The 25,668-nt window shown below is 62.0% G+C and carries 20 protein-coding genes; 12 read left to right on the forward strand and 8 right to left on the reverse strand.

Annotated features, from left to right (window positions below):
- On the forward strand, positions 1 to 666 hold the full coding sequence (locus LPB19_RS04200; RefSeq protein ID WP_206644863.1) for an SCO family protein: 666 nt from the start codon (positions 1 to 3) through the stop codon (positions 664 to 666).
- Positions 667 to 735: 69 nt separating this feature from the next.
- Positions 736 to 3,225 (forward strand): ATP-dependent helicase HrpB, encoded by a 2,490-nt coding sequence (hrpB, locus tag LPB19_RS04205; protein WP_206644864.1) that lies wholly within the window; start codon positions 736 to 738, stop codon positions 3,223 to 3,225.
- On the opposite strand, the gene LPB19_RS04210 is transcribed toward hrpB, so the two are convergent.
- Positions 3,179 to 4,051: a translation initiation factor eIF-2B gene (locus LPB19_RS04210; protein WP_228289205.1), complete on the reverse strand. Its 873-nt coding sequence runs from the start codon at positions 4,049 to 4,051 to the stop codon at positions 3,179 to 3,181. The two genes, hrpB and LPB19_RS04210, sit on opposite strands and share 47 nt — an antisense overlap.
- A gap of 147 nt (positions 4,052 to 4,198) precedes the next feature.
- Here LPB19_RS04210 and LPB19_RS04215 point away from each other — a divergent pair, with 147 nt between their 5' ends.
- Complete coding sequence (locus LPB19_RS04215) at positions 4,199 to 5,017, forward strand: ATP-grasp domain-containing protein (protein WP_206644865.1); 819 nt, start codon at positions 4,199 to 4,201, stop codon at positions 5,015 to 5,017.
- An 11-nt stretch (positions 5,018 to 5,028) separates the two neighbouring features.
- On the opposite strand, the gene LPB19_RS04220 is transcribed toward LPB19_RS04215, so the two are convergent.
- Genes LPB19_RS04220 through LPB19_RS04235 form a run of 4 tightly spaced genes read right to left on the reverse strand, consistent with a single transcriptional unit; the run spans position 5,029 to position 9,513 of the window.
- Positions 5,029 to 6,216 carry an MFS transporter gene (locus tag LPB19_RS04220; RefSeq protein ID WP_206644866.1) on the reverse strand — a complete coding sequence of 396 codons (1,188 nt, stop codon included), beginning with the start codon at positions 6,214 to 6,216 and terminating at the stop codon, positions 5,029 to 5,031.
- An 11-nt stretch (positions 6,217 to 6,227) separates the two neighbouring features.
- Positions 6,228 to 6,623, reverse strand: coding sequence for an ectoine synthase (locus tag LPB19_RS04225; RefSeq protein WP_206644867.1), 396 nt, complete (start codon positions 6,621 to 6,623; stop codon positions 6,228 to 6,230).
- Between the two features lie 50 nt (positions 6,624 to 6,673).
- On the reverse strand, positions 6,674 to 8,104 hold the full coding sequence (locus LPB19_RS04230) for a GTPase/DUF3482 domain-containing protein (protein WP_206644868.1): 1,431 nt from the start codon (positions 8,102 to 8,104) through the stop codon (positions 6,674 to 6,676).
- Positions 8,101 to 9,513: a DUF2868 domain-containing protein gene (locus LPB19_RS04235; protein ID WP_206644869.1), complete on the reverse strand. Its 1,413-nt coding sequence runs from the start codon at positions 9,511 to 9,513 to the stop codon at positions 8,101 to 8,103. The genes LPB19_RS04230 and LPB19_RS04235 overlap by 4 nt, the downstream gene beginning before the upstream one ends.
- A 103-nt stretch (positions 9,514 to 9,616) precedes the next feature.
- On the opposite strand from LPB19_RS04235, the gene LPB19_RS04240 reads away from it, so the two are divergent.
- Positions 9,617 to 9,979 carry a DUF6164 family protein gene (locus LPB19_RS04240; protein WP_206644870.1) on the forward strand — a complete coding sequence of 121 codons (363 nt, stop codon included), beginning with the start codon at positions 9,617 to 9,619 and terminating at the stop codon, positions 9,977 to 9,979.
- 10 nt (positions 9,980 to 9,989) lie between these two features.
- On the opposite strand, the gene LPB19_RS04245 is transcribed toward LPB19_RS04240, so the two are convergent.
- A complete protein-coding gene (locus tag LPB19_RS04245; protein ID WP_228289206.1) occupies positions 9,990 to 10,901 on the reverse strand; it encodes an alpha/beta hydrolase in 912 nt (303 codons plus the stop codon).
- 349 nt (positions 10,902 to 11,250) lie between these two features.
- Here LPB19_RS04245 and LPB19_RS04250 point away from each other — a divergent pair, with 349 nt between their 5' ends.
- The 8 genes from LPB19_RS04250 to LPB19_RS04285 all read left to right on the forward strand — a co-directional run bounded on the left by LPB19_RS04250 (position 11,251) and on the right by LPB19_RS04285 (position 23,843).
- Entirely contained in the window at positions 11,251 to 13,425 is a 2,175-nt protein-coding gene (locus tag LPB19_RS04250; protein WP_206644871.1) for a 3-hydroxybutyrate oligomer hydrolase family protein, read from the forward strand.
- 155 nt (positions 13,426 to 13,580) lie between these two features.
- On the forward strand, positions 13,581 to 14,993 hold the full coding sequence (locus LPB19_RS04255; protein ID WP_206644872.1) for a sigma-54 interaction domain-containing protein: 1,413 nt from the start codon (positions 13,581 to 13,583) through the stop codon (positions 14,991 to 14,993).
- A 332-nt stretch (positions 14,994 to 15,325) separates the two neighbouring features.
- Entirely contained in the window at positions 15,326 to 16,378 is a 1,053-nt protein-coding gene (locus LPB19_RS04260) for a TRAP transporter substrate-binding protein (protein ID WP_206644873.1), read from the forward strand.
- Between the two features lie 116 nt (positions 16,379 to 16,494).
- Positions 16,495 to 17,133, forward strand: coding sequence for a TRAP transporter small permease subunit (locus LPB19_RS04265; protein WP_206644874.1), 639 nt, complete (start codon positions 16,495 to 16,497; stop codon positions 17,131 to 17,133).
- Positions 17,133 to 18,497 carry a TRAP transporter large permease gene (locus LPB19_RS04270; RefSeq protein ID WP_206644875.1) on the forward strand — a complete coding sequence of 455 codons (1,365 nt, stop codon included), beginning with the start codon at positions 17,133 to 17,135 and terminating at the stop codon, positions 18,495 to 18,497. The genes LPB19_RS04265 and LPB19_RS04270 overlap by 1 nt, the downstream gene beginning before the upstream one ends.
- Positions 18,498 to 18,510: 13 nt before the next feature.
- Positions 18,511 to 19,290, forward strand: a complete 780-nt coding sequence (locus LPB19_RS04275; RefSeq protein WP_206644876.1) for a 3-hydroxybutyrate dehydrogenase — start codon at positions 18,511 to 18,513, stop codon at positions 19,288 to 19,290.
- Positions 19,291 to 19,306: 16 nt separating this feature from the next.
- A complete protein-coding gene (locus tag LPB19_RS04280; RefSeq protein ID WP_206644877.1) occupies positions 19,307 to 21,295 on the forward strand; it encodes an acetoacetate--CoA ligase in 1,989 nt (662 codons plus the stop codon).
- A gap of 304 nt (positions 21,296 to 21,599) precedes the next feature.
- Positions 21,600 to 23,843: an NADP-dependent isocitrate dehydrogenase gene (locus LPB19_RS04285; protein ID WP_206644878.1), complete on the forward strand. Its 2,244-nt coding sequence runs from the start codon at positions 21,600 to 21,602 to the stop codon at positions 23,841 to 23,843.
- Between the two features lie 70 nt (positions 23,844 to 23,913).
- Here the strand turns inward: LPB19_RS04285 and LPB19_RS04290 are convergent, their stop codons facing one another.
- A complete protein-coding gene (locus tag LPB19_RS04290) occupies positions 23,914 to 25,104 on the reverse strand; it encodes a cation:proton antiporter (RefSeq protein ID WP_206644879.1) in 1,191 nt (396 codons plus the stop codon).
- A 3-nt stretch (positions 25,105 to 25,107) separates the two neighbouring features.
- Positions 25,108 to 25,578, reverse strand: a complete 471-nt coding sequence (ybaK, locus tag LPB19_RS04295) for a Cys-tRNA(Pro) deacylase (RefSeq protein WP_206644880.1) — start codon at positions 25,576 to 25,578, stop codon at positions 25,108 to 25,110.
- Between the last annotated feature and the right edge of the window lie 90 nt (positions 25,579 to 25,668).

The raw sequence follows: 25,668 nt of genomic DNA on the forward strand, positions 1-25,668 counted from the left end.
ATGAACCGCTCGATTCGCCTGACACTGATTGTTCTGCTGCTCCTGGTTGTGCTTGTTTTCGGCTTGGCGGTTGGCCGGCAGGTGTTTCTGGTCGGAGGCGAGGAGCCGGCACCTGCGCCGGTGCTGAGCGAGCTGAACACCTATGTCTACGACCAGCCCCGTGAGCTGGCAGAGTTCACCCTGCTCAATGAACAGGGTGAAACCGTGACCCGGGAAAGCCTCAAGGGGCGTTGGACCTTTGCGTTCGTGGGCTACACCAACTGCCCGGATATCTGCCCGGCGGCCATGGCCAACCTGCGCCGTGCCAACCAGCTGCTATCCAAAGAGCTGCCTCAACCAGACTACCTGCTGGTGACTGCCGATCCGGAACACGACACCCCGGAAAAACTCAAGGCCTACACCGACTTTTTCGGCCCCAACTTCCACGGCCTGACCGGCGACGTGGAAACCCTGCGGTCGCTCGCCAAGAGTCTGAGTGCGGTATTCGTTCATCGGCAGGTCGATGGCGAATTGCTGGTTGATCACAGCGGTCACCTCGCGTTGTTGAATCCCGAAGGCCAGTTGGCCGCCGTCATCCAGCCTCCGCACCAGCCTGAGTCACTGGTTGAGGCCTTCGAACGGATCTACGAATGGGCACGGGATAACCGGCTTGGCGCCAGTAGCTGAGCCGGTTAGACTCGCTGCCACTGTCCGCCCTGTGCGGCCCTGAACCCATCGACCCATGTGCCAGCCACCGTGCTTCCCATCGAGCAGCTTCTCCCTGACCTGACCGCCACCCTTGAGCAAACCACGACGGCGTTGTTGCAGGCCCCGCCGGGCGCCGGCAAAACCACCCGTGTCCCGCTTGCGCTGCTGGATGCTCCCTGGCGGGGTGGCGGCAAGATTCTCATGCTCGAGCCCCGGCGTCTCGCGGCCCGATCCGCCGCCCGTTTCATGGCATGCCTGCTGGGCGAGCAGCCTGGTCAGACCGTGGGATACCGCACCCGACTGGATACCCGGGTGTCTGCCGAAACCCGCATCGAAGTGGTTACCGAAGGCATCCTGACCCGACTGATTCAGAATGATCCCATGCTGGAGCCCTACGCCGCGGTGTTATTCGATGAATTCCACGAGCGCTCGTTGCAGGCCGATCTCGGACTGGCACTGGTGCGGGAATCCCAGCACGCCCTGCGGGAAGACCTGCGGGTACTGGTGATGTCTGCCACGCTGGACACCGGGCCTGTTGCCCGACTACTCGGTGACGTGCCGGTGCTGACCAGTGAGGGACGCGCCTTCCCTGTGGACATTCATTACCGGCCATTGCCCCGGCAGGCCCGGATTGTTGATCAGGTTGTGGCGGTGATTCACGAAGCCCTTAGCGATCAGGCCGGCTCGTTGCTGGTGTTCCTGCCCGGAGCCGGAGAAATCCGGCGGGTTGAGCAGCAGTTACGCGGGCAGTTACCGGCCGATGTAGTGTTGGCGCCGCTGTACGGCAACCTGAAGGCCGAAGAGCAGGACCGGGCCATTGCCCCGGCGGGCCCGGGGTCCAGAAAAGTGGTGCTGGCCACGGCCATTGCCGAAACCAGTCTGACGATCGACGGAGTGCGGGTTGTGATCGACGCCGGGCTGCAGCGGCGGGCGCTGTTCGACCCCAACAGCGGGATGACCCGGCTGGTGACCGGGCGGGTATCCAAGGCTTCGGCGGAGCAACGCAAAGGCCGGGCCGGCCGGACAGAGCCGGGGGTGTGTTACCGGCTGTGGAGCGAGTCGGAGCACTTTGGGCTGGCGGACTTTACCCCGCCGGAAATTCAGCAGGCCGATCTGGCGCCGCTGGTACTGGAAATGGCCCAGTGGGGCGCCCGTTCACCGGATCAGGTGGCGTGGATCGATGCGCCGCCCGCGGCACACTGGCAACAGGCGATGGAACTGTTGCAGTGGCTGGATTTGCTTGACGCGAACGGGGCGATTACCGACCACGGCAAGGCGGCCAGGCAATTGGGCATCCACCCCCGCCTGGCCCATATGGTGGTTCATGGCCGCAGCGCAGGACTGGGCACTCTGGCCGCTGAACTGGCTGCCTTGCTGGAGGAGCGGGATCTGATGGGGCCGGGCAGCGGCGCGGACATCCACCAGCGGGTACGCTTGCTGCGGGGCGAGCCTGGCCATTCCCGGGTCGATCCGGCCCGATTGAAAGCGATACGGCACGCCGCCAAACGCCTGAACCCGAAAAATTCTGCGCAGCCCGATAGCTCTGAGCGCAACGGCACCGATACCGACATCGGACGGCTGCTGGCCCTGGCATACCCTGACCGGATTGCCCGCCGGCGCCCCGGCAGCGCACCACGCTATCAGCTGAGCAATGGGCGCGGAGCGCTGCTGGCCGAGGACGACCCGTTGGCTCGTGAGGAGTGGCTGGTGGCTGCGGATTTGGACGGCAAGGCCCGGGAAGCAACAATCTACCTCGCCGCACCGGTCCAGCCGGTGGACCTCGAGCGGGTCCTGGCCGGGCACATGCAGGAAGGCGAGGAGGCCGGCTGGGATGATCAGCGCGGAACCGTGGTGGCACGCTATGTGCGCAGGCTCGGCAAGCTGATCCTGTCGGAAAAGCCGCTCACCAGGATCGATCCGGAACTGGTCCAGCAGGGGCTGTTGGATGCGGTGCGACGCAAGGGGTTGGACAGCCTGCCCTGGACCCCGCAGGCCCGGCAGTGGGTCGCCCGAGTGCGACTTCTGGCGCAGTGCTTCCCGGGCCAGTGGCCAGATACCAGTGATCCGGCCTTGCTGAATACCCTTGAGCACTGGCTCGCCCCTTATCTGGCGGGGCTGAAGAAGTGGTCCGATGTTGCGAACCTGAACCTGCCGCTGGCCCTGGCCACGCTGTTGGATTATGCGCAACAGCATCAGCTTGATGAACTGGCACCGACGACTCTGGCCATTCCCACCGGACAGAAAGTCGTGCTCGACTATACCCCTGATAGCGGCCCGGTGCTGGCGGCCAAGCTGCAAGCCATGTTCGGTCTGACGGAAACGCCCCGGGTCGCCGGTGGCAAGGTGCCGGTGGTGATCCACCTGTTGTCGCCCGCCCAGCGGCCCCTGGCGGTGACTTCCGACCTGGCCAGCTTCTGGCGCAATGCCTACCCCGAGGTGCGCAAAGACATGCGGGGGCGGTATCCCAAGCATCCCTGGCCGGAAGACCCGCTTACGGCACCGGCCCAGCAGGGAACCAAGAAACGCCCTGCTCGCTGATCCGGGCGGTGATCATCCGAACGGGCACGGGTTCAAAACAGATGTTTCGTACCCGTATGTGTTCACCCGTGGGCGCGCCGATTGCCTTCGGCGGCATTTCCTCCAGGGTGACCGACCGGCGGGTATCCTTGCTGTCCTTGAAACTGTCCGCCAGAACCCAGAGGGGTATGTCCTGATCCCGCGCCGCCAGCGCCAGCAGATAGCTGCCGCTCTTGTTCACGAAGTGCTGATCGGCCAGCCAGGTATCGCAGCCGACCACCGCCACACTGGCCTCGGGCGCGAACAGGCCCAGCTGGGCGTCGGTAATCAGCGTTACCTCGACACCCAGCTCATCCAGTTCCTTTGCCAGCGTAAATCCCTCGTTTCCGGGGCCGCTTTGCGTGCAGATCACCGAAAACGGACATTGACGGGCCCGCAACTGCCGGAACAGCGCCAGGATCTGCGAGCTCCGACTGTGGGTCAGTAGCCTGGCCCCGGCCGGCACCAAATCTGCGGCGTGGCGGGCCACCTGATCGCTGGCCTGGCTCAGCTCCAGCAGGACCCCCGCCACAATTGGCACGGCTTCGGCGGAAACGTTGTCGAGATCCGGCCCGTGGCCAAACCGGGTGCGGCAGCGTGCGATGGCATTGGCCAGCGCCACCATGCTGGGTCGTGCCCGCTCCAGCTCGCTCAGTGCTGTCTCCAGCTCATGGGCAGACACGGCAGTCTGTTCCAGCCAGCTTTGCACACCCTGCAGTGCGGTCATGGCTAGCTGGGCCGCGCCTGAGGCCTGGTCGTCACGAATGGTGCGGATCAGGGTGTCTGGGTATTGCCTGCGTCGGTTCACTGGCCGCTCCTTGTGAGGTCACCCGATACCCGAAGCCTAGCAGGCCGAGGGCGGCTCGCCGGGCCGCCTGGCGGCGGCCGAAAAAGCTTGCCAGATCGCCGGTTCTGGATAAAATTCGCGCTAATTTTTTGGCTGATGTGTGTGGTCATGCAGCTCGTATCCTTTGACGTTTTCCGAACCCTCGGCTTTCCCGATACCACCGTGCTCAAGCCAGAGCACTTCCTTCGTCACAAACCACTGTTGCAGGATGCTGACTGGGTGCTGTTCCCGGAGTACTGGCAGCTCAATGCCCTGGTCCATGGCCTCAAATGCCGGGTGTTTCCGAGTCTGGCGAGCTACCGGATCGGCCACGACAAGGTCGAGATGACCCGTGCGTTCCAGTGTATTGCGCCAGAGCACACGCCCTTCACTCTGATCGAAGCCAACGGCCCCCAGGAACGGGAGATGATCTGGGAAACCATGTCGCTGCCGTTCGTCGCCAAGCTGCCAAAGGCCAGCATGGGCGAAGGGGTGTGGCTGATTGAGTCCCGCCAGGACTGGCAGCGCTATTGCGAGGTTACGCCTGTGCTCTATGCCCAGGAGTATCTGCCCATTGACCGGGATGCCCGGGTCGTGGTGGTCGGCGATCAGGTACTGACGGCTTACTGGCGGGTTCAGTCCGATCAGGGCTTCTATAACAACCTGTCCCGGGGCGGGCGCCTTGATGACAGCCCGGTGCCTGAGGTCATGACCGCGCTGGCCCTGCGTCTGGCGCGCACGCTGGAGGTGGACCATGCCGGCTTTGATATCGCGCTGGTTGCGGGCTATCCGTACGTGCTGGAGTTTAACCGGTTGTTTGGTAATCAGGGCCTGGCCCAGGGGCGCGATCTGCAGCAGGCCATCCTCGGCTACCTCCGCCAGAAGCATGAACCGCGGGACCCGGACGGCCCCACAGACCCGGGCAGGTTCCTGCCGACTGCGGTCTGAGCAGCGCGCATTTACCGGCGGGTTTGCAGGTTCAGGACTAGGGTGAGGGGTAAAATCAGCAGGCCGTAGCCGAGAATCACCATCACCGCGTGCCGGGCATCGCCGGTTGCATCGGCCACCAGCCCCCCGGCCATGGGCACCGCAAAGGCCACGGTGTAGCCCACCAGGAAGGTGCCGGCGGATAGCCGGCCGGTTTCGCCGGCACTGACCACCAGCGGTGGCAGCGCGACCAGCAGGATCAGCAGGATGCCGGCAATGAAGCTGGCCAGTGTGGCACAGACGATGAAGGCCCAGCCCTGCAGCAGCAGGCTGCCAGCCGTGCCCAGAATGCACAGGAGTGCGCAGGCAATCACGATCCCCTTCCGGCCCACCCAGAGGCGCGCCATTTTCAGCATCACGAGGGAGGCAGCCACCTGGGCGGCGTTGTACCAGAACAGGGCTTCGGAAAGCAGATCAAGCCGGCCCTGCTGGGCCATCAGGTTACTCATGTAGGCATTCAGCCCGAAGAACACCGAACCGGACATTCCCAGTACCAGACCGATCTGGACAGTCAGCGGGTTGCGCCAGTCGGGCAGCCAGTTGCCCCGTGCCACCGGACCGGTGTTGTCCCGGCGTGGGAGATACAGCGCGGCGGCCACCAGTAACGCCGGCAGTGACCAGGCCAGCAGTGTCCAGCGCCAGTTCTGATCGAACAGCGGCATCAGCACCGGAAGCGTCAGGCCGGCACCAATGAACTCACCCATCAGCATGCCATTCATGTAGATGGCCGTCCCCAACGCCAGATGGTGGGCTTGCAACCAGCGTGGTAACAGCGCGGGTAAGGCGGGCTGCATCATGGCTACCCCCAGTCCCATGACCGCGCTGGCCAGCATCAGGCTGGTGGACTCCGGCGCCAGCGCCCGGGCGGAAGAACCCAGAGCCATGACGGTGATGGCCAGGGCCAGCGTGGTGCGGGGGCCAATTCGTGTGATGGCCAGTGAGCCGGGCATGGCGCCCACGGCGAGCATCAGGATGGGTAGCGTGGTGAGTGCACCGGTCAGCGCCTGGGACAGCGCCAGGTCATCACTGATAAAAGGCGCCAGTGGCGGCGCGACGAGAATGGGTATGCGCAGGTAAAGGCCGGCCAGCCAAAGCAGCACCGCCACCGGCAGCAGGCGCGCTGGCGATGGCGGTGTGTGTGCGGCCGTAACTGCAGCCACTCGGGACGAGATCAGTCTTCGCCGGTATCCGGCAGGTAGGCACCGTCTTCATCGTGCACTTCCCGGCCAGTGACCGGTGGGTTGAACGCGCAAATCAGACGCATGTCCTCGGTGCCGCCCCGCAGCGTGTGCTGGTCGTGCTTGTCCAGCGCATACAGGGTGCCGTCGGTGATTTCGTGGGTCTCACCGGTGGCCTTGTCGGTGATGGAACCGTTGCCGGCAACGCAGTACACCGCTTCCAGGTGGTGCTTGTACCAGAGGTTCAGTTCAGCACCGGCCGGGATGATGGTTTCGTGGAAGGAGAATCCCATGCCATCCTTTTTCAGCAACATCCGGCGGCTGGTCCAGCCTGGGCCTGTCACTTCGCGCTCGGTACCGATAATGTCTTGAACTCGTACGATTTTCATAAGCGTTCCCCGGTTATGGTTGGAAAAGCCCTACAGTATAAACATCCCTGTCAGGCCCGATTCAACCGCCAATCGTCGTAGGTGATCATGCTTTGCTCGATGGCGGCGATGAATTTGTGTCGTTGGCGTTCGTCCATCGACTGTTCTTTCCGGCACTTGTCGAAGGCCAGCTGAATGGCCTGGCGGGCGGGTTTGTCCAGGCTCTCCAGCCAGTGGTGATCGGCCGGTTCCAGATCCAGGAAGTCCCGGCCGGCGTGGTTGCGGTGGCTGATGTGCCACCAGTGGTCCACCGCCCGCCCAAGGATCACATAGCCGAACTGACTGTCCTGAACCGGCCCGAAGGTGGCTGTCTTGAAGCCATCTTTGAGTACGCCGATGTTCAGCGCCGGCAGCATCAGCCGGTCGCCATAGAAATAACTGCCGGCCGCACCGATCAGCCCGCCCACCAGGGCGCCAGCCCCCAGTGAGTGTCCCAGCGTGATCGCATCGATACTGGCCCCGCTGACGGCGCCGGCTCCGAAGCCTGCGGTGGTCAGGTAGCGCCGGCTTACTGCCCAGGTGCTCCGGCTGTCTTCGGAGAACAGGTCGTGCTCGTTATGCCAGGACAGTTCCGCTTCCTGACGCTGGATACGCTGATGGTGATAGAGGTGTTCGATGTCTGTGCGCAGGGTCTGTTCCCGCTGGCGTTGATGGCGGTACCACCTGTCCCGCAGTTGCTCGGCGAGCTGTTCGTCGCTGATGCCGGAGGCCTGCGCTGAGGTGAGTGTTCGTTTTTCGCGGTAGGCCATCATGTCTTCCAGGGCCCGGGCAATCAGCGTCGCGGCCTGGCTCTGATTTTTGCGCCGGTGCTCCGAGAGAAATCCGGTGGCCTCTTCCAGCGGTTGTTCCCAATCCGGTTCCAGCTGGCCAAAAGCGCGTAACAGGCTGAGATGTTGCTCAAACGGGGCGCGAACGGCGTCAAACTTCCGAACCACCTGAAAGAACTGGCCGAGCGCGGATTGCCAGGTTTCGCTGTAATCCTCGCTGCCGATGCTGTTGATCAGCGCCAAACTGGGGCGGCCGGTCCAGCGCAGGATGGTCATCTCTGCCTCGTGCTCGGCACTGTAGGGTACCGACCCGTCCACCACGTAGATGATCCCGGCGCCCTCAATCAGCGGCGTCAGCAGCTCGCATTCATCGGTAAAGCGACCATCTCCCTGGTGCTGGGTGACGAAGGCCTTGACGGTTTCGGCACGGTCGGAGGCGGACACGCTGTGGGCTTCCAGCCATTCCAGCACCCGGCGGGGGCGCTGAAACCCGGGGGTGTCTACCAGAACGTAGAGGGTGCGTCCGTCCACGGTCATCGGGTAGGACTGGCGCTGGCGCGTGGTGCCCGGCTCCAGCGCAATGGCGATGGCGTCGTTCTGGGACAGCGTGGCCACCACGCTGGATTTGCCCTTGTTCGGGTGACCGACGACAGCAAAGACAGGAGGCTGTGTCATAACACCTGTTCCCGTATAACGTAAGGATCCTGTGGCGTGCCGGGCAGGATGCTCACCCCGATGCCATCGCCACCGGTCCGGTGCGCAAAGCGCAGCCATTGCCGCAGCTGACGATCATCGGGTGGCTGGTTTGGGTCCGGGCTGAGCGGCACCAGGTGCACAACAACATGCGGGGGCCAGGTTTCGAGTGCGGTTTCCAGGAAATCCTGTAGCTCACCGGTGGGGGGTTCCCAGCTCCGGGTCACAACCAGCACGGCACCCCCGGGCTGGCCAGCCAGGGCTTCTGCGATGTGTCCGATGGCGCGGTGATCTTCGGCCAGCGTGGCCCGGCCGCCGGCCCCGAACACCTGGGTGTCCGGTCCCATCAGCCCCTGTGGCAGCTCCGGCTTATCCGCCCCGGCCCAGGCCAGAATGAGGTTGCTCGCGGGCAGCGGCGACAACCCGGTGGGGGTGCTGGTGTCCGGCATGTCCCCGGCGTCGTTGTGCTCGTTGCCGGTATCGATGGTGGGTGTTTCCATGCGGTACATGAGCGCGTGCATGGCCGGGTGATTGTTCAGCAGTTGCCGGGCTTTGCCGCGGATAACCAGCGCCGAAAAAAGCGACAGTGCCAGCCGGGGTAACAATACCCAAACGCCCCACAGTGCCACCACAAAGGGCCACCACTGGCCCCATTGTTCGGGATTGACCGCGTTGCTCTGGCCGCCGGCCCGGAAGAACCGGGTAGCTTCCACCAGGGCCAGATCCGGCACCGCCGCCGGCCAGACCCAGTGCCACGGCACAGACACCCACAGGATCAGCTGATGGTAGCGGTCGGCGGCGGTATTGAGGGTGGTGCTCCAGCCAAAGGCCAGATCCTGTACCACCACCATCACCAGCAGTGTCAGCAGCCCGGTGGTAGCGAAGCTGAGGCCGCCCAGGTGGGAGGCCCGGGCCATCAGGGCGGGCTGGAGCCGGTGCACCGTGTCGCTGGTACTGCCCCGGTTCAGGCGTTTGGTGAGCCAGCGCCAGGGCTGCCAGCCGGCAATAGACTGCACGGTAGTGAACAGCGCCAGCAGCAGCTGAAGCATTACAAACGCCAGAAAGGCGGTAATGTTGATGCGCTGTCCTCCGTCGTAGAACAGCAGGCCGAGCATGGTCAGTATGCCGAGCAGGCCTCCCACCAGGACAAAACCGGTATTGATCCGGCGCCAGAGCCTGATGGCCTTGTCGCCGGCGGAGCGGTCTGCACCCGGGCCGCTCAGTCGTGCCATGTGTTCCAGCCACAGCCGGGCATTGGGGGTGCGCCCCTGTTGCTCGCAGGTCAGGGCAAATTTTCGATCCCGCCGGTGCAGGAACGCGGGCGGCTGGTGATGATCCCTTTGGCTGAAGGCATCAAAATCCAGTAGCAGGCGCAGAGGCGTATCGGTCATGCAGTATCCCGGCAGTGAAATCGGTCCATCACTCTTTGATGGTAGAATATCGGCTTTACGACTGCCCAATAAGACCCGGCCACGACAAAAGATTGAGAGCAACATGCCCCACCACCTGATGAACCTTCGCCACGTGCCTGACGACGAAGCGGATGAAATCCGCGCCTTGTTTGACCAGCACCAGGTGAACTATTACGAAACCCCGCCGAGCTTCTGGGGCATCAGCATGGGCGGCTTCTGGGTGCACGACGACCAGGAGGCGGAGCGAGCCAGGGCGCTGCTGGACGAATACCAGCGCCAGCGTTTTCAGACTCAGCGCAAGGCGTATGAAGACCAGATTGCACGAGGCGAATCCGGCGGCCTGTGGTTCATGCTCCGGCGCAAGCCAGTGCGAACCCTGGCAGCCTGCGTGGTCATTCTGGCTATCGCAGGGGTCAGCCTGCTGCCCTTCATTCGAATCGGATAGCCAGGTCCGGTCAGCTGTCCTGTTGCCGCACGAGGAAGGCAATGGCTTCATCGATAGCACTGCCCGCTGTCAGGAAGCTGGTGACGTGCCCGCGCAGATGCATTTCGTAAAGTTCGTTGTAGACACCCTGTGCTTCCAACTGATCCCGGAAACGTTCTGCCTGACTGAACGGCACCAGCATGTCCATGCCGCCATGGAATAGGAAGAACGGCGGCGCCTGGTCGGTCACGTGAGACACCGGCGAGGCGGCCTGGTAGGTGTCCGGCATGTCTTCCTGAACGCCTCCCAGAAACTGCCGGATCAGCCTGCCCGAACCGAACGCCGTCAGATCGGATGGCAGTCCACCGGCGACCACCGCCACCAGGCGGGTCTTCGATCCGCCGTAGGGTTGATTCAAAGGTGTCTCGTAACTGGCCACCAGAGCCAGCAGCGAGATCAGATGAGCGCCGGATGAAAAACCAAAGCCACTGACCCGGGTGGTATCGAGAGGGTATTGCTCGGCGAGTTGGTTGAGCCGTTGTCGCGCCACCTGCAGGTCGTGCAGCTGGGCCGGGAAGGTGTAGTCAGGCGCGAATCGGTAGTCGATGTTCATGACGGCAAAGCCACGACCGGCCAGCGCTTCGGCAATCCAGGCCATATCGTCCCGGGATCGGCGCTGCCATCCGCCGCCATGAACCATGAGCACAACCGGGTGCCCGGCGGCCGGTGCTCCGGCTTGCGGCAGGTAGAGATCGGCGTACAGCGCCTCGGGCCAGTCGGCAGGCGAATAGCGCACATCTTCTACGACGCGGAAGCCGGTTTCGTCCGGCAGAGGCCGGTCGTCAGGTGCCTGGTGGTGGGTCACGCAGCCACTCAGTGCCAGCAGTCCGCTTGCCACCATGCCCAGAGCGTTTCTCCGGCCTCCGAATCGGTATTCTCGCACGTCACGTTCCCTGCCTTCGAAAAATGTCCGGTTATTGATACGGCAGGGGGCCGGAGCTGGATGTCATAGCAGGGCTACGACGGTGGTCTGGACCGATTGTCCGGAATAACGGACGGTGTCTGACAATCCGGACATGCCGCTGCGGATACGGTGAGACGGCGATTCAGCCGGCCGAGGGTGGTTGCGATTGTCCGGAAATCCGGATTTTGTTGGGCGAGTTTTCTATGACCTGATAATAAAGCACTATAAATCAGTGGTATAGCTTATTGGCACAGGATGCGCATGGCGGTTCCCAGGGCCGGGCTGTGGGTCTGGCTCACCTGTTTACAACAATAACCAAGGAACAGCCATGAAACGAACAGTACTCTGCGCCCTGATCGGCGCCAGTGCGGTGGCTCTGACCGCCTGCAATGACAACAACGGCAAGAAACCGATCAACTTCGTTCCTGATTTTGTTCAGGGCGATATTCAGCAAACCAGCTACGACGGCGTCACCGACGACCTGCTGACCGCGGGCCTGGGCGCCAGCGGCCTGGCCGGTGCTGCCCCCGCTTTTGATGACCCTCTCAATCCTACCCCGGCCGAACTGCGGAAGCTGGCGATCTACAACAACTACCGCGCCCTGGTGGATACCTCGGCTGCTGGCGGCTATGGCACCTTTTTCGGCCCGCAGGTCGGGGCTGACGGTGAAGGCCTGATTGCCGGTGACGAGTTCATTGCGTACATGAGCGTGCCCGGCACCGACGTGCCGGTGACCGTCATGGCCCAGGTGCCGGACAGCTTTAACGCCGAGCAACCCTGTATGGTGACCGCACCGTCTTCCGGTTCCCGGGGTATCTACGGCGCCATTGGTACCGCCGGCGAGTGGGGCCTGAAGAAAGGTTGTGCCGTGGTCTACACCGACAAGGGCACAGGAACCGGTTCCCACAATCTGGAGACCAATGCCGCGCAGCGGATTGACGGCACCCTGACCGACGGCGATGAGGCCGTCCAGTTCCGGGCTGACCTGACGGATGAGCAGCGCGCAGACTTTAACAGCCAGTCGCCGGACCGCTTTGCCTGGAAACACGCCCACTCCAAAGCCAATCCCGAAGCGGACTGGGGCCGCCACGTGCTGCAGTCGATCGAGTTCGGCTTCTACGTGCTGAATGAGAAATTTGGCCGCGAGCTGGGTACTGAGGCGGTCCTGCGGACCATCACGCCCGACAACACCCTGGTCATCGCCTCCAGCATCTCGAACGGCGGCGGTGCCTCGGTGCGTGCGGCGGAGCAGGACACCGATGGCCTGATCGACGGCGTGGCCGTGTCCGAGCCGAATGTGAACCCCGTGGTGGATCGCAGCTTCACCATTGTCCAGGGTGACGGCCCGGTGATCTCTGAACACAGCCGCAGCCTGCTGGACTACACCACCGCGCTGGCGGTGTATCAGGGTTGTGCCAACCAGGCATCGGTCAATGCCGCGGCGCCCTATAATTTCAATAACGCCGAAATTGGCGCCAATATTTGTGCTGCTCTGGCAGAAAAGAATCTGTTGGATGTAGAGCCCGGGGCTACCCTCGAAGAGCAAGCCGCGGATGCTCTGCGCATTTTGAACGATGTGTACGGCATTCAGCCGGAACAGAACCCGTTGGCGCCGATCCATTTCTTGATCAACGTGCCGCAAAGCATCTCCGTGACCTATGCCAACGCTTACGCCCGCGCCGGTGTCGAAGATCGGGTCTGTAACCTGAGTTTTGCGGCCACCCTGCCGCTGCTTGATACCATCAGCAATCCGGGTGCTTTAACCCAGCTGACCGCGGAAGGCGAAGCGGCGCTGTTCGCAACCAGCAACGGCATCCCGCCAACTGGCGGCGTCAACATTGTCTACGACGACGCTGAAGGTCAGCCCACGAATCTTGCAGGCAGTACATCTCCCGGCGCGGCTGGAAAGGATTATGGCCTGGAGGCCCTGCTGTGCTTGCGCAGTCTTGCCCAGGGTACCGATGCGGAAACGGGAGCGGCGTTGGAAGGTGAACAGGCCGAACTGGCCGCGGCCATTGCCGAGGGAATCGAGGCTGTGCGTGCCTCCGGGGATCTGCAGGGTAAGCCGACTGTGTTCGTTACCGGCCGGGCCGATGCAATTCTGCCCATTAACCATACCTCCCGCCCCTACTTTGGTCTGAACCAGAAGGTGGAAGGTGACAACAGCAACCTGCGTTACTACGAGGTGCTCAACGCCCATCACCTGGATGTCTTGAACGGTTTGAGATTCCCTCTTGCCATCCCTGGCATCGGTGGTGATCTGGTACCGGGACTGGTTGACACCTACGTTCCGCTGCACCACTACTACTTCCAGGCCCTCGACCTGGTCTGGGCCAACCTGACCGAAGGCGAGGCACTGCCGCCCAGCCAGGTGGTCCGGACCACACCCCGTGGTGACGTCGCTACTCCGCTGTCCAGCGACAACCTGCCGGATATTGCCGCCGAGCCGGTGCCGGCAGACCTCATTGTGTTTGAGGACAACCAGGTCCGTATCCCGGACTGATCTTCCAGCTACCACTAACATCGCCCCGGCCTTGCCGGGGCGTTTGGTTTGCGCCCGTCAATCGGGGCTCATATACTTTGTCATGCCTGTCCGGATATCCGGACAGATGGGTGGTTCCTATGAAGCATAATGAAGCAGTTGCTGGTTCGGGATACATGAAAAAGTTGTTCAACGACAAAAACAAAAGCGGGTTGACCCGGGATCTGATCGAAGCCTTGTTTCCCATGTTTGAGGAAGCCAGTGCCGGGGCTATCGCGGTTGACCGCGAAGGCTGCATTACCTGGATCAATCACAGCTACGGCCGTTTGCTGGGCTTGACGGATCTTGAAGGCGCGCTGGGCAAGCCGGTGCGTCAGGTAATCCCCCAGAGCCGCATGCCGGAAGTGGTCAGCAGCGGCAAGCCGCTGTTGCTGGATATCATGGAGCACGATCAGCAGCAGCTGGTGGTTACCCGGGTGCCGTTTTTTGATGAGGACGGTTCCGTGCAGGGCGCCGTGGCGTTTGTACTCTATGATGACCTTCAGCCGTTGACGCCGCTGGTGTCGAAATACCGCCGCCTGCACCAGGATCTGGCGGCGGCACGCAAGGCGCTGGCCAAGAAAGTCCGGGGCACCCGCTACAGCCTGGGTGACTTTGTCGGGGCCAGCCCGGCGGCACTCGAGGTCAAGCGCCGCGCCCGACTGGCAGCTGGTCGCGAAATGCCGGTGCTGCTGCTGGGCGAAACCGGTACCGGTAAGGAAGTACTGGCACAAGCCATTCATACCGTGTCGGCCCGGGCCGACAAGCCCTTTGTTGGCGTCAATGTGGCGGCCATCCCCGACAACCTTCTGGAAGCGGAATTTTTCGGTGTGGCGCCCGGTGCCTACACCGGGGCGGACCGGCGTAACCGGGACGGTAAGTTCCAGCTGGCCAACGGCGGCACCCTGTTCCTGGATGAAGTGGGCGATATGCCCCTGCCACTGCAGGCCAAGCTGCTGCGGGCCCTGCAGGAAGGGGAAGTGGAACCGCTGGGGTCGAACAAGGTGGATCAGGTGGATGTCCGGGTTATTGCGGCCACCAGTCGCAACCTGGAGGCCATGATCGAAGACGGCAGTTTCCGTTCCGATCTCTATTATCGTTTGAACGTGCTGGAGATTCCCATTCCGCCGCTGCGCGAGCGGCTTGCCGACCTCGGTGTGCTGTGTGAGGCGATTCTGGGGGACATCTGCGAAAGTCTGGGCATGCAGGTGGAAATCACCGATGCCGGGGTGGCGGCTCTGGGCAGCTACGACTGGCCGGGTAATATCCGCGAGCTGCGTAATGTGCTGGAACGTGCCCTGACCATGAGCGAGGAGGGTGGGCTGCTGGATGCCGACGCGGTGTTCAAGGTGCTCCCCAAAGGCCGTCGTCGCACAGCATCTTCCCTTACGCCCCAGCCCATCCGGCCGCTGGCCCGCACGCTGGCGGATGCGGAAGCCCAGGCCATCGAAGAGGCCCTGGTGGCCAGTCGCGGCAATCGTACCCGGGCGGCCAAATTACTGGGGATTTCCCGGTCCGTTCTTTACGAAAAACTCGCCAAGATGTCCTGAAGTCCGGACAGGTGTTCGATAATCCGGACGGTCTGCTTAGACGGATGTCTAAGACTGTCCGGTTATCAGGACAAACTGGTTCCGGGCCAATTCTTTTTGAAATCAATAACCTGTTGAAAATTAGAGTAAAAGCTTTATTGGCACAGTGCCTGCTTTAGCTCGCCTGCAAGACGTCAGAACAACGCAGACAATAAGACTGACGCACTTCAGTTGGACCCCCACCCTTTGGATAAGTCCGTCTTCATTGTCTGCGTTACCTGACTATACTCAGACCCTGTCCGCCGAATTTGTACGGCGGGCCAGACACAATAACAATGTTAGGAGACTTGCCAATGAAACTTCTGAAGGCCCTCACCGGTGTGGCCGGTGCGATTGCCCTGACTTCGGGCTCCGCCTTTGCAGATGATCTGCGTTGGAAAATGCCCGTTGCTTTCGCCACTAACCTGCCTGGCCTGGGTTCCCCAGCCGCATGGGTTGCGGATAACCTGACGACGGCTTCTGACGGCAGCATCCAGGTCCGTGTCTATGAGCCAGGTAAGCTGGTTCCCCCATTCGATATCCTGCAGTCTGTCTCTGACGGCAAAGTATCGGCTGGCTATACCTGGATCGGTTACGACCAGGGTAAAGTCCCTGCAGTGCCGCTGTTTGCCGCGGTTCCTTTCGGCATGAAGCCTTGGGCCTACACCGGTTGGTACTACTACGGTGGCGGCCACGAGATGCTGCAGGAAGTCTATGCCAACAAGGGATTCAAGGTGCACGCGCAGCTGTGCGGCATCATCGGGCCTGAGACCGCTGGCTGGTATGCCAACAAAATCGAAAGCCTGAAAGACTACGACGGCATGAAGATCCGTTTCGCCGGTCTGGGCGGCAAGGTGCTGGAGAAGCTGGGTGCTTCCGTCACCATGATGCCGGGCGGCGAGCTCTACCAGGCGCTGGAGAAAGGCACTATCGATGCCACCGAATTCTCCATGCCCGCAATCGACCAGATCCTCGGCTTCGATCAGGTGGTCAAGTACAACCTGTTCCCGGGCTGGCACCAGCAGTTCACCGCTCAGTACATGCTGATCAACAAGGCCGAGTGGGACGGTGCTACCGATGCCCAGAAAGCCCTGGTTGAAGCGTCCTGTACCGCCGCCACTACCCGTGGTCTGGCCGAGGGTGAATACAAGAACGGCGCCGTTCTGGCTGGCTTCCAGGACAAGGGCGTTAACGCAGACCAGATCCCCCGCGAGGTTCTTCAGGAGCTGAAAGCGGTCACCGAGGAGGTTCTTAAAGAAGAAGCCTCCAAGGATGAGGATTTCAAGCGTGTTTACGAGAGCCAGCAAGCGTTCATGGAATCCTACAAAGTGTGGGATGAGCGCGCCTACCTGCCGGCCGATCTGTAACAGCGGCTGGAGTCTGAATCGTACCGGCCGTCAGGCCGGTGCGTTTCCCCGGCGGATGGCCCCTTTGGGGCCCTCCGCACTTCTCAGTAATTGCCTTCTGAGTGAGGTTTTCACCTATGACGGTGTCTGATCAGGGCCCCCGGAGCACCCAGCGTGTGTCCGTGAGTGGTGCAGATGAGCTGATTCATCATCACACTGAATTGCCCACCACCCGCTTGAGCCAGTGGCTGGACTCGATCCTGTCGGCGATCGGCAAGGCCGCGTCCTGGCTGTGGCTGGTGGTGACGGGCGTCATTATCTGGGCGGTTGTTGGCCGCTATGTTTTTGGCCAGGGATCGGTCCTGTTGGAAGAGGTCCAGTGGCATCTGGCAGGCGCTGGCTGGCTGCTCGGTATGGCCTACACCCTGGTGGTCGATGACCACGTCCGCGTTGACGTGATTCACGAGCGACTGTCCCTGCGCGCCCAGGGCTGGATTGAATTTTTCGGTTTGTTGCTTTTGCTGCTCCCGTTTCTGGGTCTTGCGGTGTACGAGATGATCCCCTATGCCATCCGTTCGTGGGAGCTTGGCGAAACCAGTCAGGCGCCGGCCGGCCTGTCCCATCGCTGGGTGCTCAAGGCCGTGCTTGCCTTCGCCTTCGTGCTGATTATGGTCGCTGCGGTATCTCGCCTGCTCAAGGTCACCGCTCTGTTGTTTGGCTTCCCCCGCCCGATCCGGGTTGATTCCGGGAATGACAAGAAAGAGGACGCAAGCTGATGGAGCTTGAAACCCTATTTGTAATCGGCATGTTCCTGACGTTCGGGTGCCTGCTGATGACCGGGTACCCCGTTGCCTGGGTACTCGCTGGAACGGCCGTGATCTGGACCCTCGTTGGGGTCGTGGCCGTGGACAATTTTGGCGCCAATCTCTGGTTTGATTATCCCTCGTCGATGGGGCTGGTACCCGAAAGGATATGGGACATCGTCAAAAGCGAGACGCTTGTGGCGCTGCCCATGTTTATCTTCATGGGCATCATGCTCGACCAGTCCGGCGTGGCTGAGCGCCTGATGAACAGCATGGTCAAGCTGTTTGGAAATGTGCGTGGCGGGTTTGCCGTCACGGTCATCGTGATTGGTGTGCTGCTGGCCGCCACCACCGGCATCATCGGTGCGTCCGTGGTGTTGCTCGGTATGCTGTCGCTGCCGGTGATGATGGAGAACAAGTACGACAAGGGCTTCGCCGTCGGCACTGCCTGCGCCACCGGCACCCTCGGTATCCTGATTCCGCCCTCCATCATGCTGGTGTTGATGGCGGATCGTCTGGCCGTGCCTGAGGCGTCGGTTGGTGATCTGTTTATGGGTGCCTTCCTGCCCGGTCTGTTACTCGGTGCCATGTATGTGGCTTACGCCATGTTGCGTCCGCTGTTCCAGCCCAACATCGCACCGGTTCCGGAGGGCCTGGAAAAGGTCAGCTGGAGCGTGGTTTGGGAAGTGGCCAAGGCGGTGTTGCCCACGGCGGCGCTGATCCTCGGCGTGCTGGGGTCTATTTTCGCGGGTGTTGCCACCCCGACAGAAGCCTCCGGCGTTGGTGCCCTCGGCGCGCTGATACTGGCCCTGATGGCCGGCCGCCTGAATCTGAAAGTGCTGAACTCGTCCATGCAGCAGACCACGCGCACCGCGGCGTTTATCTTCGCCATTTTCCTGGGGGCAACGGCGTTTTCGGTGGTGCTCCGGGGCCTGGGTGGTGACGCAGTAATTGAGGATGCCCTGCTGAGCCTGCCGTTTGGCCCGTACGGCATCATTCTGACCATTCTGCTGGGTGTGTTCCTGCTCGGGTTCTTCCTGGACTGGGTGGAAATCACATTGATCATCCTGCCGCTCGTGGCACCGGTGGTGCAGCAACTGGGTTTCGACCTGGTGTGGTTCACCATCCTGTTTGCCATGTGTCTGCAGACCTCTTTCCTGACTCCGCCGGTCGGCTTCGCCCTGTTCTACATCAAGGGCGTGGCACCGCCAGAGATCAAGGTAACCGACATTTATCGCGGCGTTGTGCCGTTCATCATTATTCAGCTGGTAGCCCTCGCCATCGTGTTCCTGGTTCCGGAAATCGCGACCTGGCTGCCCAGCGTGGCTTATGACTGAGGAGACCTGAAGCATGCGTCTTGAAAACCGGATTGCACTGATTACCGGTGCGGGAAGAGGCATTGGCCGGGCCATCGCGGAACAATACGGCCGGGAAGGTGCCAAAGTAGCCGTGGCCGACCTGACCCTGGAAGTAGCGCAGGAAGCGGCCGATGCGATTGAACAAGCCGGCGGTACCGCCATGGCACTGGCCATGGACGTGACCAACGAACAGGCGGTGGACGAGGGCGTTGCCGCCATCGTTGAGCGCTGGGGCGGGCTGGACATTGCCCTGGCCAACGCGGGTATCCAGCACATTGATGCCGTGCACAAGCTGGCCTTCGCCGACTGGAGCAAAGTGATGAGTGTGCATCTGGATGGCGCCTTCCTGGTGACCCGGGCCGCGCTCAAGCAGATGTATGAAAGCGGCGGCGGCACCATGTTGTACATGGGCTCCGTCCACTCGCTCGAAGCATCGCCGCTGAAGGCGCCTTACGTGGCGGCCAAGCACGGCATGCTGGGGCTGTGCCGCGCCGTTGCCAAAGAAGGCGCCGAGCACGGCGTACGCAGCAACATCATCTGCCCGGGCTTCGTGCGCACGCCGCTGGTGGATAAGCAGATCCCGGAGCAGGCCAAAGAGCTGGGCATCTCCGAGCAGGACGTGATCAGCAAGGTCATGTTGAAAAACACCGTCGACGGCGAGTTCACCACCCTTGAAGATGTGGCCGAAGTAGCGGTTCACCTGGCGGCCTTCCCGTCGGCCGCCTTGACCGGTCAGTCTATTGTTGTCAGCCACGGCTGGCACATGCAGTAATTGTCAGGAGCATCAGATGAGTAACACAGCACAATCACCGGTAGTCTGGTCTCCGTCGGAAGACACCCTGCGCCAGTCGCGTATGGGCCAGTTCAAAACCTGGCTCGAGGAGCAGGGGTTCGGACCATTTGCTGACTATCACGCGCTGCACCAGTGGTCCATTGATGAACTGGAGACGTTCTGGGCCAGGGTCTGGGATTTCTGTGGCCTGGTGTGCGACACCCCGGCACAGCAAGTCCTTGGCCGCCGGGAAATGCCCGGTGCCGAGTGGTTCCCGGGCATGAAACTGAATTTTGCCGCCAACCTTTTGCGGCTGGCGGACGGTGAGCACGCAGAGCGCGAAGCCATAGTTGCCTACTGTGAAACCCGGCCCGTATTGCGCCGGACCTACGCCGAGCTGAAGGCCGACGTTGGCGCTTTCGAAGCCTTCCTGAGAAGCAAGGGCATTGTGGCCGGTGACCGCGTTGCCGGTGTGGTCACCAATGGCTACGAGGCCATGGTCGGTATGCTGGCGGCGACCAGCCTGGGTGCGATCTGGAGTTCGGCCTCCCCGGACTTCGGCTCCGGCGCCATTCTGGACCGGTTCGGCCAGATCGAGCCCGCGGCGCTGATTGCCGTGAACGGCTACGGCTATGGCGGCAAGGTGTTTGGTCGTCAGCAGGAATTTGCCGAGCTGGTCGCCGGTCTGCCCTCGCTGAAATGCGTGATCAGTGTCCAGCAGCTCCCGGATCAGGTCCCGATTGCCGGTGATCTGGTGTCCACCTGGGAGGACGCCATTGCCTTTGGCGCTGGCCAGGTACCGACCTTCACCCCGCAGGACCCGGACCACCCGGTCTACATCCTGTATTCCTCCGGCACCACCGGTAAGCCCAAGTGTATTGTGCACGGCAACGCCGGCTTACTGGTGAATCACGCCAAGGAGCTGATGCTGCATGGCGATGTGGGCCCGGACGACCGCTTCCTCTACTTCACCACCTGTGGCTGGATGATGTGGAACTGGCAGGCTTCCGCACTGATGACCGGCGCGGCCGTCATCACCGTGGACGGCTCGCCCGGTTATCCGACCCTGAACAGCCTGTGGGAAACCGTGGCCAACGAGAAAGTCACCCACTACGGCACCAGTGCCCGGTTCCTGGCCGGCTGCCGCAAGGCGGAACTGAAACCGGCGAAAGACCTGGACCTGAGCGCCCTGCGGGTGCTCTTCTCCACCGGTTCGCCGTTGCTGCCAGAGGACTACGACTGGGTCTACGAAGACGGCGCGCCGGGCGCGCTGCTGGGTTCCATCGCCGGTGGTACCGACATTTGTGGTTGCTTTGTCGGCGCCACGCCACTGCTGCCGGTACGTCGCGGCGAAATCCAGTGCCGGTTCCTGGGCGTGGACGCGGTGGCTTTCGGCGACGATGGCGCGCCGGTCAGCGCAGGCCGTGGCGAACTGGTCTGCCGCCAGCCGCTGCCGTCGATGCCGGTGTGCTTCTGGGATGATGCCGACGGTGCCCGCTACCGTTCCGCGTATTTCGATAGCTTCCCGGGCGTCTGGGCCCACGGTGATTTCATCGAATTTACCGAACACGGCGGCGCTATTATCTATGGCCGCTCCGACGCCACTCTGAATCCGGGCGGTGTCCGCATTGGTACCGCGGAAATCTACCGTCAGGTGGAGACCGTCGATGAGGTCAAGGACAGCCTGGTGGTAGGGCGTCAGATCGATGGCGATGTGGAAGTGGTTCTGCTGGTCGTGCCAGCCGCTGGCCAGGCCCTGACCGAAGAGCTGCAGAAAACCCTGAAAACCCGCATCCGTGAGGGAGCCAGCCCACGACATGTGCCCAGGCACATCGTCGAGGTGCCGGACATCCCGTACACCCGCAGTGGCAAGAAAGTGGAACTGGCGGTCGCCCGCCTGATCAATGGCTCTGCCAAAGCGGACAACCGAGATGCGTTGGCCAACCCCGAGGCGCTGGACCAGATTCGGGAGCGCTTCCAGCAGGCCCAACTGTTGCCGGCCTGACCCTGCCGGACGGAGCCGACGCCGGCTCCGTCCTGCTTCCGGCGCTGTGGCGCCGCCTACCCCGCGCCAGATACCCCAATGTATGAAAGTTTCGTAAATTCGCGGTGCGTTGGCGCGTGTTTATCGCTTTTAGAGCTTGGTTACTCCGTTTTTATACTAAGATCGTAACGCTGATTTCCGAAAAAATGTTATCTTAATAAGCCTATCAAAAGTTTCTGATCAGTCATCGCTCGGGTCTCGCGTTCACAAGACGCATGACTGCGCCATGACCGTCCTGAACCCACCCATTAGCCTGAGGACGAAAATGACATCATCCAAAGCCAAGATCGTCTATACCCTGACTGACGAGGCGCCTGCCCTCGCGACGCGGTCACTGCTTCCCATCCTGGAAACCTACGCCAAGCCGGCTGGTATTGATTTCGAGACCAGCGACATTTCTCTGGCGGCACGTATTCTGGCGACGTTCCCGGATCATCTGGAAGAGGATCAGCGGGTTCCCGATGCCCTGGCCGAGCTGGGCGAATACACCAAGGACCCGGACGCCAACATCATCAAATTGCCCAACATTTCCGCCTCGATCCCGCAGCTGCGTGCCGCGATCAAGGAGCTGAATGAGCAGGGCTACCAGGTTCCGGAATACAAAGAACATCCTGCAACGGATGAGGAAGAGCAGATCAAGGCCCGTTACGCCAAGGTGCTTGGCAGTGCGGTCAACCCGGTTCTGCGTGAAGGTAACTCTGACCGTCGCGCGCCGGCGGCCGTCAAAGCCTTCGCCCGCAAGCACCCGCATTCCATGGGTGAGTGGAGCCCGGCTTCGCGTACCCACGTCGCCCACATGCGCGGCGGCGACTTCTACTCAAGTGAACAGTCACTCACCCTGGAACAGGCGACTGACGCCAAGATCGTGTTTGAAAACGCCAAGGGCGAGCAGACCATCATGAAGGACAGCCTGCCGCTGCAGGACGGCGAAGTTCTTGATGCCATGTTCATGAGCAAGAAAGCCCTGTGCGCGTTCTTCGACGACGTGATTGCCGATTGCGAAAAGACCGGTGTCATGTTCTCGCTGCACGTCAAGGCGACCATGATGAAAATCTCTCACCCGATCGTGTTCGGTCACGCGGTGAAGATTTTCTACAAGGATCTGTTCGACAAATACGGCGACCTGTTTGACGAGCTGGGTGTTAACCCCAACAACGGCCTGTCCAGCGTGATCGAAAAGATCAAGCAGTTGCCGGAGTCCAAGCAGGAAGAAATTCAGGAAGAGCTGCATAAGTGCTACGAGCATCGCCCTGAAATCGCCATGGTGGATTCCGTTAAAGGCATCACCAACCTGCACGTACCGAGCGACGTGATTGTCGACGCCTCCATGCCGGCGATGATCCGGAACTCCGGCAAGATGTGGGCCCGGGATGGCAAGCTCAAGGACACCAAGGCGGTCATGCCGGAGTCCACCTACGCCACCATCTATCAGGAAGTGATCAACTTCTGTAAGACCCACGGCGCCTTTGATCCCACCACGATGGGTACTGTGCCGAACGTTGGTCTGATGGCTCAGAAGGCGGAAGAGTACGGCTCTCACGACAAGACCTTCGAAATGAAGGAAGACGGCATCATGCGCATTATCGATGCCGACGGTCGGGTGCTGACCGAGCACAAGGTGGAAGAAGGCGACATCTGGCGTGCCTGCCAGACCAAGGATCTGCCGATCCGTGACTGGGTCAAGCTGGCGGTGAACCGTGGTCGTTCCTCTGGTATGCCGGTACTGTTCTGGCTCGACGACGAGCGTCCTCACGATGCCCAGTTGATCCAGAAGGTTGAGACGTATCTGGCCGAACTGGATACCGACGGCGTGGAAATCCTGATCAAGAGCCCGGTTCGCGCCATCCGCTGGACCATGGAGCGCCTGATCCGTGGCCTCGATACCATCTCCGTGACCGGTAACGTATTGCGTGACTACCTCACCGACCTGTTCCCGATCCTGGAGCTGGGCACCAGCGCCAAGATGCTGTCCATCGTGCCTCTGCTCAATGGCGGTGGCCTGTACGAAACCGGTGCCGGCGGTTCCGCGCCCAAGCACGTACAGCAGCTGATTCAGGAAAACCACCTGCGCTGGGATTCACTCGGTGAGTTCCTGGCCATTGCGGTGTCCCTGGACGAGCTTGGCCAGAAGCAGTCCAACGACCGTGCCCGTGTGCTGGGCCAGACCCTCGACAAGGCTACCGGCCGACTGCTGGAGAATAACCAGTCGCCGTCCCGTGTCACCGGTGAGCTGGACAACCGCGGCAGCCACTTCCACCTGGCCCGCTACTGGGCTGAGGAAATGGCTCACCAGGACGATGATCCCGAGCTGAAGGCGTTCTTTGGCAAGTTGTCCAAGCAGCTGGAAGACAACAAGGACAAGATCCTGGAAGAAATGACCGTGATCCAGGGCCACGAGGCCGATATCGGTGGCTACTACCACGCACCGAAGGACATGGTGTGCAAGGTCATGCAGCCGAGCGAAACCCTGAACAAGATCCTGGCCGATGCCCGTGCGTCGGTGAGCTGATCCCTGATCCTGCCGCTGGCAGGATCATCAGGACCGAAAACCGGAATGTCCGTAGGGGCATTCCGGTTTTTTATGTCCGGTGGCGGGCAACTTTGCGTCCGCGAATTTCGCCGGCCCGTTTGAGCTGCTGCATGGTCACCGGCGGCCCGATCAGCTCGAACAATACCGTCGAGCCAACCATCAAAGGCATCAGGTAGGTCATCTCGGGAATGCGATCGGCGGCCACGAGCGCAAGGCCCATGGCGACGCCGGCCTGGGGCAGCAGGCAGGCGCCGTTACGGTAGCGTACGGTCGGATCGGAGCCTGCCAGCACGCCCCCGGCGATGCCCCCGGCCACCCGCCCGAGAATCCGGACCACCACGTACGCCGCTCCCAGGCCCCCCAGTGTTGGCAGCAGGGACCAGTCCAGGCCAAAGCCTGCCAGGAAAAAGAACATGGCAAGAAACGGTTCGATGATGCCTTCGATCGAGCGGAAAGGCCGGACATGATGGGTGGCCACGTTGGCCACGGTAACGCCCAGCGCCATGCAGGTCAGCAGATAGGAAACCCCCAGAGCTCCGGCGAGCCCGGCCGCCAGAAAGACAAAACCGGCGGATTCCAGCAGCATGGGTTCACCGCGCTTCAGCCGGCCGGTCAGCCACGCCATCGGCAAGCCCAGAAGCGCGCCCAGCAGGATGGCGCCGACCACTTCGTACAGGCCGTGAAGCGCGGTTTCGGTGAGGCCCGCGCCGTTGCCCGAGAGCAGCTGGGCGAACACCAGCAGCACACTGAACAACAGGGCGCCCCAGGCATCGTCAATGGCAACGACCTGGGTCACCAGCCGGGTCAGCGGGCCCTTTGCCCGGGTCTGTCGCACCACATCCAGGGTCGCTGCGGGATCGGTGGCGGTGGCGATGGCGGCCAGAATCAGCGCCGCCACCAGATTGCCGGTCACCGCCCAGATTGCCACGAAGATCAGGCCCGCCGTGACCAGCGTAACCGCGAGGCTGATAATGATCGCCTCCCGCCCCTGCTTCAGATCCCGGATCGACATCCGCTCGCCGAGCAGAAAGCCCACCATGGCCAGGGTGAGCTCGGTAACCAGCGGGAAGTTTTCACTGATGGATACCGGCACCAGATCGAGCACTTCCGGTCCGGCCAGGGCGCCCACCAGCAGCAGCAGGGTGACCCTGGGCACATGCAGGCGCTGGCCCACCGTATGGGCGGCCAGGGCAAGCAACATGATGCCGCCGATCAGCAACAGGTCCAGCGTGTGCTCCACGGGTTACTCCTGTTGCAACGGGGTAAAGCTGGCGTTCAGCAGGCGGGCGAGATCCGCCGGGGCTAGTTCGATTTCCAGCCCGCGCCGTCCGGCACTGACGAAAACCGTTCCGAATCTCTGTGCCGAGTCATCGATGAAAGTCGCCAGCCGTCGCTTCTGGCCCAGGGGGCTGACGCCACCGAGCACGTATCCGGTACTGCGCTGCACTGCTTCCGGATCGGCCATGGCGGCCTTCTTGCCTTTGGCAGCACGGGCCAGCCGCTTCATGCTCAGTTGGCTGTTCACCGGCACGATGCCCACGACCAGAGACTGACCGTCTACCGCCGCCACCAGTGTCTTGAACACTCGCCCGGGTTCGGTGCCCATTTTTTCCGCGGCCTCCAGGCCATAACTCGGGGCGTCCGGAGCATGGTCGTATTCGTGCACCGAAAATGGCACGCCGGCTTTCTTGAGGGCGTTGATACCGGGGGTCATCGGGAATTCCCTGTTGAATCTTATTGTCCCCAAAACTTAACACAGTCCACATCGAAAAAAGACGCTTGGCGGCGTGTCTGGTGCCTCGGG

It is taken from the genome of Marinobacter salinisoli, assembly GCF_017301335.1.
In the GTDB taxonomy this organism is placed as follows: domain Bacteria; phylum Pseudomonadota; class Gammaproteobacteria; order Pseudomonadales; family Oleiphilaceae; genus Marinobacter; species Marinobacter salinisoli.